Genomic DNA, 10,066 nt, shown 5'->3' with positions numbered 1-10,066 from the left:
CCCCCACCCGCACCGGCACCCCGTCACGCACCATCCGCGACGCCGCCAGGGACAGGGCCGCCAGCTCATGCGCGCACGCGGCCGGTCCCAGGGGATGGCGGGCGCCCGGGCGCAGGAGCACCGCCACGGCCTCCCCCTCCGGCGACTCCCAGAGCAGATCCACCACGCCCTCCAGCGAGGCGCCGTCCTCCAGGTCCAGCACGAAGTCGAGCCCCCGGTGCACGCTGGACGCGGGCGTGGCCGCGAGCCGCTTCGCGAAGGCCGTGCCCAGGAAGCGCTCCGCCGTGGCCAGCACGTCGCCCAGGCCCTCTTCCTCCGGATCCCGGCCCGCGCTGCGCAGCAGTTGCTCCAGGTGCGCCCGTCGCTCGGAGGCCTCCGCGTCCGGCCCCGCCAGGGACAGGTCCACTTCGCGCAAGAGCCGCGTCACCAGCTGATCCGGACGCTCCACGGGCAGCCATCCCTCCGACTCCACGAGCAGCGGGGCCAACCGCGCGGGCGCTTCCCACGGCTCCGAGCCGACGGCGAGCCCCAACCGGTGGAGGTGGTGATAGCGGCGCGGGCACGTGAGGAAGTCCTGCACCGCGCGCACGGAGGCAATCACCGGCGCTTCGTCGAACGCCGCGTCCGCTTCGTCGGATCCATCATCGGATGCCGTCCCGGACACCCGGGCCAGCGCGGACTCGACACGGTCCCGGGCATGGGCCTCCTGTTCCTCGGTGGGGGGCTCCGGATCCGCGGGCGGTGGCAACCGCTCCACGTCCACGTCGTTCGCGAGCGCCCGCAGCTGTGCATCGGCGTCCAGCCGCCGGTCCACGCGGTGCCACCATGTGTCGGTGCCCGCGCGCTTCTCCTCTCCGCCCGACAACACCAGCAGGTCCTTGGCGCGGGTGAGGGCCACGTAGAGCAGGCGCAGGTATTCGGCGTCCTCGCGGGCCTTCAATTCCGCGCGCACCGCTTCGAAGCGCTCGGAGGTGAAGGTGTCCAGCGAGTCCGGCATCCAGGGCCGCAGCGCCAGACCGAAAGAGCGCTCGAAGTACGCGCGGGCCGAAGTGGTGCGCCTGCGGCCTCCCATGCCGGGCACCACCACCACGGGCCACTCCAGGCCCTTGGCGCGGTGGATGGTCAACAACTGCACGGCGCGCGGATCGCCTTCATCCAGCAGGTCCGCCTGCGCTTCATTCGGGTCGGAGTCCGCCAGCTGGCGCAGCTCGCGCGCGAAGGCCACGCAGCCGCCCGTTCCCCGCTCGTCCCTGCGCGCCGCCAGCGACAGCAGCTTCTCCACGTTGGCGCTCGCCTGCTCCGCGTATGGGGAGCCCGCCAGCGCCTCGCGGTAGCCGGTCGCCTCCAGCGCCGCGTGCAGCAGTACATGCACGCCCAGTCGGTCGCGCTCCCTTCGCAGCACGGGGATGAGGTCCAGGAAGCGCGTCAGCCGTGTCTGCTCGCGCGCGGACATCGCGGCGCGCACGTCCGCGTCCACCAGTCGCGGTGAACCGAGCGACAGCGGCAGGTCCCCCGCGAGCCGGAACAGCGACGCGTCCGACAGGCCCACCAGCGGCGAGCGCAGCACCGCGGCGAAGGCCAGCGCGTCGTCCGCGTCCGAAAGGAGCGCCAGCAACGAGGCGAGGTCGCGCACCTCCTGCGCCCCGTAGAAACCGCGCCCGCGCAGCACCCGGTGCGGCACGCCGTGATGGATCAGCGCGGTGCGGTACTCCTCCAGGTGCGTGAAGGTCCGGAAGAGGATGGCCACGTCTCCGCCCCTCGCGGGACGCAACCCCTTGCGGTCCTCCGCCATCACCGTCGCGGGCGCTCCGGGCGCGAGCATCACCCGCAGCCTGCGGGCCACCGCGTCCGCCTCGTACTCGCGCAGCTCCGGAGCGGTGTCGGCCTCCGGCAGCGTCAACCGCTCCACCACCGGACCGTCCGCCAGCTCCGGGCGCGTGGGGGACAGGTCGTCCGTCGCCGCGTCGTAGACGACCTCGAAGGGACGGGGCGTCGCCTCCCTGGCCACGAGCAGTCCGGCGAACGCGCGGTTGAAGAAGGACAGGACGCCCGGCAGCGAGCGGTAGTTGTGTTGGAGGAAACCGCGTGCCCCGCCCTCCGCTTCAATCTTGTCCGCCAGCACCGTGAACACGGACACGTCCGCGCCACGGAACTCGTAGATGGACTGCTTGCGGTCACCCACCGCGCACAGGAACGCGGGCTCCAGGGGCAGCGCCGTCACCAGGTCCGCGCCCGGTGCCAGTTCGCGTGGGCCGCCCTCCCGCCGCTCCGACAACAGCAGCACCAGCTCCAACTGCAACCGGTTGGTGTCCTGGAACTCGTCCACCAGCAGCGCGCCCAGCCGCTCCTGGATCTGCTGGCGGAACTCCGGATGGTCGCGCAGCAGGTCGCGCGCCTTCACCAGCAGCGATGTGAAGTCGAACACGTTGCGCCGCGTCAGCTCCGCATCGTGCCGCGTCTCCAACTGGCCCAGCAGGTCGCGGAAGGTCTCCTCGAAGGGCGCCGTGCGCCACGCGGCGTACGCGTCCTCCAGCCGCCGCACCGAGCCGTCGCTCTTGCCCTTCACCCTCCAGAGCAGCTCCTTCAGGCAGGCGCCCGCGCCCTTGCGCAGGTTCGCCAGGTTGCGAGGCTCCGACAACAGCGCGTTGCGCAGCGCGGGGAAGCGCTCCGTCTGGAGGAACGTGTCCGGCGTCATCCCCTCCAGCGCCCGCTCACACACGGACAGCAGGGGACTCCACTCGCCCTTCGCGTCCTGCGCCCGGGCCTCGTTGCACAGCCGGCGGCAGTCCTGGATGAGCCCTTCGAGTTGCACCTTGTCCGCCGCGCCGTCGCCCACGCGGGCCGTCGCCGCCTTGAGGCCCTCCTCGCGCAGCGTGCGGTAGACATCCATCAGCGCGGCCACGAGTCCGTCGGAGAAGCCCGAACCGGAGAAGCCCAGCTCCGCGCACAGCTCGCGCACCTTCGCGTCGCCGCCCTCCAGCGCGTCCAGCACCACGCGTTCGGTGACGTCCTCCAGCAGGCCCGAGGACTCCAGCTCGTCCAGCACCTCGAAGGCGGGATCGATGCCCACCGCGGGCGGCGCGCGACGCAGGATCTGTCCGCAGAGCGAGTGGAAGGTGCCCACCGTCGCGGCGCCCAGGTCCTCGCGCACCTTGCGCCACTCGTCCTGCGTGGGGAACGGCCGCTCCAGCCTCGCGAGCGACGCGCGCAGGTCCTTCTCCGCGTCCAGGGGCACATCCCCCTGGGCCAGCGCGTCCAGCCGCTCGCGCACCCGCTTGCGCATCTCCGCGGCGGCCTTGTCCGTGAACGTGAGCATGCCCAGCCGCGACGGCCGCAGCGCGGCGGCCGCCTCGCGCGCTCCCGCGAACAGGTGCAGCGTCATCGTCACCAGGCTGTACGTCTTGCCCGCGCCGGCGCCGGCCATCAGGGCCAGGTTTTTCTCCAGCGCGAGCATGTGGGGCGCGGTGTCGCTCATCCGCTCCCCTCGTCCATCACGCGCCGCTCGGTGATGCGGCACACCGCGCGGTAGCCGCACCGTCCGCAGTCGTTGGGCCGCGCCGGGAAGTCCCCCTTGCGCAGGCGCGTCACCAGCGTCTCCACCGCGTTGGGCAGGTTGAGCCCCTGGGCCTCCGCCACGCGCTGACGCACCTCCGGGTCGGTGGACAGCAGGTCCTCCAGCTCCGCGGGCGGCATCACGTCCGACAGGTGGATGCTGGCCCCCGTGCGCAGTGAGAACCACGCGGCGTTGCGCGCTCCCACGTGGCCGCTCTCGCGCGCCGCGTAGAGGTACAGCGGGAGCTGGAAGTCCGAGCGCAGCAGGTTCTCCTTCAGCGTGCGCTTGTCCAGGCGGCCCGTCTTGTAGTCGATGACGCCCACCTCCACGCCGGCCGTGTCCAGCCGGTCGATCTGCCCCTCGAAGACGATGGCGTCGTTCGCCACCAGCAGCTTCACGTCGCTCCAGCGCGGATCCTTCGCCGCGGGGCCGAACTTCAATTCGAAGCCCTCCGGCTTCAGCGGATCAAACGGCAGCCCCCGGCCCTGATCCGTGAGGATGCGCCGGACCATCGCGTGGGCCTTCTCCCCCGCCAGCTTCCACAGCTCGCGGTGCCCCACGTGGTGCAGCTCCTCGAAGTGCTTGCTGGCCTTCTTCACGGCCTTCTCCAGCACCTCCTTGGGGATGTCCTCCGGCGCCTGCCCCAGGAGCTTCGCGTCCTTGAGCGCCTGGAACACCTCCTCCATCACGCGGTGCCAGAACGTGCCGCGTCCCCGGGCGTCGAACTCCTCGCCGGGCACCACCGGCTCCGCCACCTTCAAGCCGTACGCGACGAAGCCCTGGAAGCCGCAGTTGCCGAAGCGCGCCAGGGCGCTCGCGGACAGCGGCCGCTCCAGGCCGAAGTGGAAGGTCTCGCGCAGCTTCTGTTCCAGCGCCGGTCCCTGCACGCCGCCGGTGAACTCGCCCGTGGCCTCTTCCTCGCTGCCGAAGAAGCGCAGGCGCGCGGCCTCCATGTGGGCCAGTTCGCGCGCGCCCCGGAACCAGTCCTCCGTGCCGAAGCGATCCTTGAGGATCCTCCCGGCCGGATCCGGCTCCGTGACGCGGAGGCTGGGATAGGACTGTCCCGCCAGCGCCTCCAGCGCCACGGTGCGCCGCAACTCCGTGCGCGTGAGCACCTCGTCCAACGGCAGCACCGGCGGCAGCGTGCGCGTGCGCCAGAGATGACCGGTGAGCCGGCGCACCTCCTCCAGGAACGCCGAGGGCACCTGCTCCTGGCCCCCCGACGCCTTCACCGCGAACGACAGGCTCAACGAGGACTCCGCCGCCGCGAGCGCGCTGGCGAACAACAGCCGGTCCTCCGTGAGCCTCCAGGGCGCGCGGTCATCGAACTCGCCGCCCGTCAGCCGGAACACGTCCCGGCTCAGGTGCTGGTTGAGCGCCACGCGCTCCGCGTCCCCCAACAGCGGCGACGGCGGGTCGCGCCCGGGCAGACGCCCTTCGGTGAGCCCCGCGACGAAGAGGTGGCGGAAGGTGCGGCCCGGCACCTCGCCCAGGTCCAGCACCTCCACCGCGCCCGTGCTCGGTCCGCGCGCGGGCAGGTGCACGTCCCGCAGCGCATCCGCCAGCCAGCGCCCCAACATGCGCCGGGTAATGTCCGGTCCGCCACCCACCGCGCGCAGGGAGCGCAGCAGGGCTTCCATCCGCTGCTGGAACGCCGCGAGCGCCGCGTCGTCCCGGGCCCTCGCGTCCTCGATGCGCGCGCCCAGGGTGCCTTCCTCGCGCGGCTCCTGCTTGCCCGCGGAGTCCAGCAGGCCCAGCCGCTCCACGACCTTCCACCACGCGGCGACCAGCTCCGCGGCCGTGCCCTCCTTCGGAATGTGGCGGCACTCGTTGATGAGCCGCATCACGCGGTCGCGCAGCGCACGCACGGCCATCACCTTGACCGCGTCCTCCTTGTGCCGGCCGCCCTGGGCCTGCATCCGGCGCGCGAGGTCATCCAGCCGCACGTCATAGGCGCCCTTGCCTCGCGTCGCGCCCAGCCGGTCATCCCGCGCGGCCGCCAACGCGAGGAGCGCCGCGGGCGCGTCCGGTCCTCCGCGCGACAGCGAGGGCACGTAGCGGCTGGCGATGATCTCCGCCACGCGCTCCGCCGGGAAGCCGTCCTCGATGAGCACCGGCAGCTCCAGCGCCAGCCGCACGGGCCCCGCGAGCGCGAGCGGCTCGCCCCAGGGCAGGCGCACGGGCACGCCCAGCTCTCCCAGCGCCTCCGCCAGCCAGCCCGCCTCCGGGCCCAGGTCCCGGTACGCGATGGCGATGTCGGACGGCGCGCTGCCCGCCGCGATGAGCCGCCGCACGTCGCGGGCCACGATGCGGGCCTCCTCGCGCGCGGACGTCGCGTTCCACACCGACAGCCCGTCCACCGCGTCCTTCAACACGTCGCGCGCGGCGCGCGGTGAGAACAGGTGCCTTCCCAGGTCCGTGAAGGGCCGGCCCTCGAACGTCACGTCCGCCTTGAAGAGGTCCACATGGGGCATGGACTCGCCCCGGTTCTCGAAGGCGCGGAACAGCGCCGCCAGCGCCGCGTCCGCCACCGGCGAGCCACCCACCGGCGTCTCCACGCGCAGCGACACCCGACGCGACTCGCACGCCGCCGCGAGCCCCAACAGCAGCTCCAGCTTCGAGGGCCGCACGTCGTAGACGCCGTGGAGCACCAGCCCCGTCACCTCGTCCCAGCCCGCGGGCCATGCGCCCCGGTCCAGCGCTTCACGGGCGCCTCGGAGCACGTCCTCGCGGTCCGCGAGCCCCAGCTCCGCCATCCGCTGCTCGTACAGGTGGTACAGCCGGGCCAGGACGCGCACGCGCGTGCGGCGCTCCGGCGGCAGCACCTCCGCGGCGTCCTGCAGCTCGCGCGCGGAGAGGCGGCCCGCCTTCAAGTCCAGCAGCACGTCCGCCGCGGCCCGGGCGAACGCGGGCTCGCGCACGTAGTCGCCGAACGGCGTGGTGCCCAGCGCGCCCCCCAGCCCGGCCACCACCGCGCGGGCCGCCGTCGCCGGACAGGGGCGCCGGTTGAGCTCCCCCGCCCCACCCAGCGCGTGGACGAAGTCGTCCCACGTGAGCAGGCGGGTCCCCAGGGAGATGCCCCGCACGCGCCGCTCCGCCCGCAGCGCGGCCTGACGGCGCGCGGCATCGGGATAGACATGGAGTGTGCGGCCAGGGCGGGACATGCGGGGCGAGGACTCTAGAACGGCCAGGGGCGCCCTTTTCATGCTCCTTTCGTCGCATTCCCACACCCTGGCCCGTTGGCCGCCCGCCTGCTGTCCTCCGGAACCCGGGAAGTCCGTTGTCGCGGGGCTGCCACCCGACCTGGACCGCCCGTCCTCAAGGCGCGGTCAGGAAGGTGTCCACCTCGCGGGCCAGGAGTGAGGGTGCGGTGACGTGGGCCACGTGGCCCTGTCCGGGCAGGACGTGCAAGGCGCCGTGGGGGAGCATCTTCGTCAACGCGTGAGCGGGTTCCGCCAGGAGCACGCGGGGACTCTGGTCCCCCAGCAGCACCAACGTGCGGATGGCCATGGCACGGAAGCGCTCCAGGCCCAGGGGCAGGTCCGCCACCGCGCTGATTTCGCGCAGGAAGGTCTCCATCATGCCCAGTTGCTTCGCCCACTGCGGCGTCTGGCGGAAGGTCTCGAGTTGCTCGGGCGTGAGCATCCGGAAGATGTGGTGCTGCGCGGCCACGAGCGCCGCGTCCGGGCCCTCCTGCTTCCAGGCGCTCCGGACGGTCTCCACGGCCTCGGGCGCGATGCGCTGGGAGATGGGAAACGGAGGCTCGTAGAGCACCAGCCGGGCCGGGGGCCGCCGCGCCGCCGCCTCCAGCGCGAGGATGGCGCCCAGCGAGTGGCCGAACAGCGAGGCTCCCGGGCCGGCCTCCTGCATCAGCGCGAGCACGTCCTCCACCTCCCGCTCCAGGGCATACGTGGCCCCATCCGCGCTGCTGCCGCGACCGCGCCGCTCCAGCACGAAGTTCGTGAAGTGGGGCGACAGGCGAGAAGCCACATCCCGCCAATCCCCCCAGGTGCTCAAGGTGCCGTACACCCAGACGAGCGCGGGGCCCTGCCCCTGCCGGAAGTAGGACAGCGACGTGCCGTCGGCGGAGGTGAACCGGTGCTGCGTGAAGGCGTCCGTGCGCGCGCCATTGGTCGCCGCGCCCGCACCGGAGGTCGAAGACACCCCCTGGGAGGGAGCCGCGCAGCCAACGAAGGTGAGCGCGGCGCCCACCGTCATGAGCGCGCGGCGGGACAAGAAGGACGGCGGGGAGATGTCGGACGGCGCGACACGGTGAGCCGGGGCGGAGCAGGGGACGTCGGACGACGGAGTCTCCGGGGACGTGGACATGACAGCGTTTCCTTTCGCCAGCATTCATGCGGTGGAAAAGCCGTGCGCGAAACGGTGGTGTCTGACATTTCACCCGGGACACCCGTGTCCTGAATCACCGGGACCTGGAGGAACGCATGGAGAGCCTGTCCGCCATCGGCGTCTTCGCCCGCGTCGCGGAGACCGGCAGCTTCGCCTCCGCGGCCCGCGCGCTGGGCATCACCCCGTCCGCCGCGAGCAAGAGCGTGGCCCGGCTGGAGGAACGCCTGGGCACGCGCCTCCTCCAGCGCACCACGCGCCGCATGCACCTCACCGAACAGGGAGCCCGCTTCCACGAGCGCTGCCAGCGCGCCCTGGCCGAGCTGCGCGACGCGGAGTCCGAGATCGCCCACGCCGTGCGCACCCCTCGGGGCCGGCTGCGCGTCAGCGTCTCGGAGTTGCTCGCGCTGCGGTGGATCATCCCCAACCTCCAGCGCTTCCGCCGCGAATACCCCCATGTGCAACTGGACATGGACGTGAACGACCACGTGGCCGACATCGTCGGGGACGGCATGGACGCGGCCCTCCGCGCCGGGGAGCTGGGCGACTCCCAGTTGATGCGCCGCCGCCTGGGCCCCAAGCGCTTCATCCTCTGCGCGTCCCCCGCCTACCTCCAGGCCCACGGCACGCCCCGCTCCCTGGACGCGCTGCGCGACCACGACTGCATCCGCTACCGCTTCGTGTCCACCGGGCGCGTGGAGACCTGGGCCCTGCGCCAGCCCCCGGGCGCTCCCGCCCCGCGCATCCCGGAGACCTTCGTTTTCAACAACAGCGAGGCCGTCACCCACGCGGCCCGGGCGGGGTTCGGCATCGCCCAATTCGTGGAGCTCATGGTCCGCCCGGAGCTGGAGGCCGGCACCCTGCGCCCCGTGCTGCGCGAGCACTCCCTGGAGCGCGGCGCCCTGTGGCTCGTGTGGCCCCACACCCGACGCACCCCGCCCAAGGTGAAGGCCCTGGGCGACTTCCTGGCGCGACTCGTCGAAGAGGACGCCGCCGCGAACCGCTGAACGAGGGGCACCGGGGGTTGCCGGACGGGGGCGGAGCGCCTCTATGCTCCGCCGCCCCATATGCCCGCTTCCTTCCGGACCCTCTCCGCCCTCTGGCTCCTCCTCCTGACGCTGGCGCCGCTGTCGCCCGCCTCCGCCCAGGACACGGCCTCCGACACGCCCCACGCCCTGCGCTTCAACTGGACCCGGGACGGCATCATCACCGGTGCCGCGGGCGCGCTGTGGATCTCCAGCGAGACCGTGTTCAAGGACGACCTCGCCCCCGCGCAGTGCCGCTGGTGCGACCGCGCCCCGGATGGCACCGACACGCTCAACCGCCTGGACCTCTGGGGCCGGGGCATCGCGGGCAACACCGAAGCGTCCCGCAAGCGCGCGGACACCTGGAGCAACGTCATCGGGTTCGCGGGCCTGCCGCTGGGCCTGCTCGGCGCGCAGTACGCCGCGGGCCACGCTTCCGGCGCGTCCCGCGAGTACTTCGCCCAGGACGCCACCATCATGATTGAAACCGCCGTCATCGCCTCCGTCGTCAACCAGGCGGTGAAGTTCAGCGTGGGCCGCGAGCGCCCCTTCGTCCACGTGCTGTCCGACGCCGACAAGGGCCTCACCACCCACCCCACCGACAACAACCTGTCCTTCTACAGCGGCCACACCAACCTGGCCTTCTCCCTGGTCGTGTCCGCCGGCACCGTCGCCGCGCTGCGCGGCTACAAGCACCAGGCCCTCATCTGGGGCGTGGGCCTGCCGCTGGCCGCGTCCGTGGGCCTGTTGCGCATGGGCGCGGACAAGCACTACCTGTCCGACGTGCTCACCGGCGCCGTCATCGGCTCCGCGTTCGGCGTGGCCGTGCCCCTGCTGCTCCACGGCCGCGCCGACGACTCCGCGCACCCGTCCAAGCGGGTGTCGTCCCTGTCGCTCAACCCCTCGATTGGCCGGCAGATGGTGGGCGTGTCCGGAGCCTTCTAGGCCCCGGGGCGACCTGGGGGCCGCGGGGCGCGCACAAGCCGACACTTCCCGCCGGACGGTTCCCGGACGACGCTGGCCCGCGTGGTACGCGCTCCCTCCAACCTCGTTGGACGGGTCCTCTTCCGTGCGCTCCATCCTGATCGTCCTCCCCCCGTGCGCCCAAGGGCGGTGCCCTTGAGCCCGCCCCCCGTGAAAG

At 72.7% G+C, this 10,066-nt stretch carries 5 protein-coding genes; 2 read left to right on the top strand and 3 right to left on the bottom strand.

The features are described from left to right. The 3 genes from D7Y13_RS31720 to D7Y13_RS31710 form a co-directional block, all read right to left on the bottom strand. On the bottom strand, positions 1-3,475 hold a 3,475-nt coding region (locus tag D7Y13_RS31720; RefSeq protein ID WP_120630873.1), incomplete at its 3' end, for a UvrD-helicase domain-containing protein. Continuing rightward, the gene (locus tag D7Y13_RS31715; RefSeq protein WP_120585661.1) at positions 3,472-6,717 is read right to left on the bottom strand and encodes a PD-(D/E)XK nuclease family protein; all 3,246 of its coding nucleotides are present in this window, start codon (positions 6,715-6,717) and stop codon (positions 3,472-3,474) included. The genes D7Y13_RS31715 and D7Y13_RS31720, both read right to left, overlap by 4 nt. Before the next feature lie 154 nt (positions 6,718-6,871). Further along, on the bottom strand, positions 6,872-7,882 hold the full coding sequence (locus tag D7Y13_RS31710; protein ID WP_158620483.1) for an alpha/beta fold hydrolase: 1,011 nt from the start codon (positions 7,880-7,882) through the stop codon (positions 6,872-6,874). 116 nt (positions 7,883-7,998) lie between these two features. Between D7Y13_RS31710 and D7Y13_RS31705 the strand changes: the two genes are divergently transcribed. Further along, positions 7,999-8,907 carry a LysR family transcriptional regulator gene (locus tag D7Y13_RS31705; protein ID WP_120585659.1) on the top strand — a complete coding sequence of 303 codons (909 nt, stop codon included), beginning with the start codon at positions 7,999-8,001 and terminating at the stop codon, positions 8,905-8,907. 60 nt (positions 8,908-8,967) lie between these two features. Beyond that, positions 8,968-9,870, top strand: coding sequence for a phosphatase PAP2 family protein (locus D7Y13_RS31700; RefSeq protein ID WP_120585658.1), 903 nt, complete (start codon positions 8,968-8,970; stop codon positions 9,868-9,870). Positions 9,871-10,066: the final 196 nt, after the last annotated feature.

The sequence above is a fragment of the Corallococcus praedator genome (genome assembly GCF_003612125.1).
Taxonomy (GTDB): Bacteria; Myxococcota; Myxococcia; order Myxococcales; family Myxococcaceae; genus Corallococcus; species Corallococcus praedator.
Note: the sequence above shows the minus strand (reverse complement) of the source record. Positions and strands in the feature narration are given on the sequence as shown.

Coding starts and splice junctions, on each gene's coding strand:
- D7Y13_RS31710 (WP_158620483.1), bottom strand. CDS start 7,882: ATGTCCACGTCCCCGGAGACTCCGTCGTCCGACGTCCCCTGCTCCGCC.
- D7Y13_RS31705 (WP_120585659.1), top strand. CDS start 7,999: ATGGAGAGCCTGTCCGCCATCGGCGTCTTCGCCCGCGTCGCGGAGACC.
- D7Y13_RS31715 (WP_120585661.1), bottom strand. CDS start 6,717: ATGTCCCGCCCTGGCCGCACACTCCATGTCTATCCCGATGCCGCGCGC.
- D7Y13_RS31700 (WP_120585658.1), top strand. CDS start 8,968: ATGCCCGCTTCCTTCCGGACCCTCTCCGCCCTCTGGCTCCTCCTCCTG.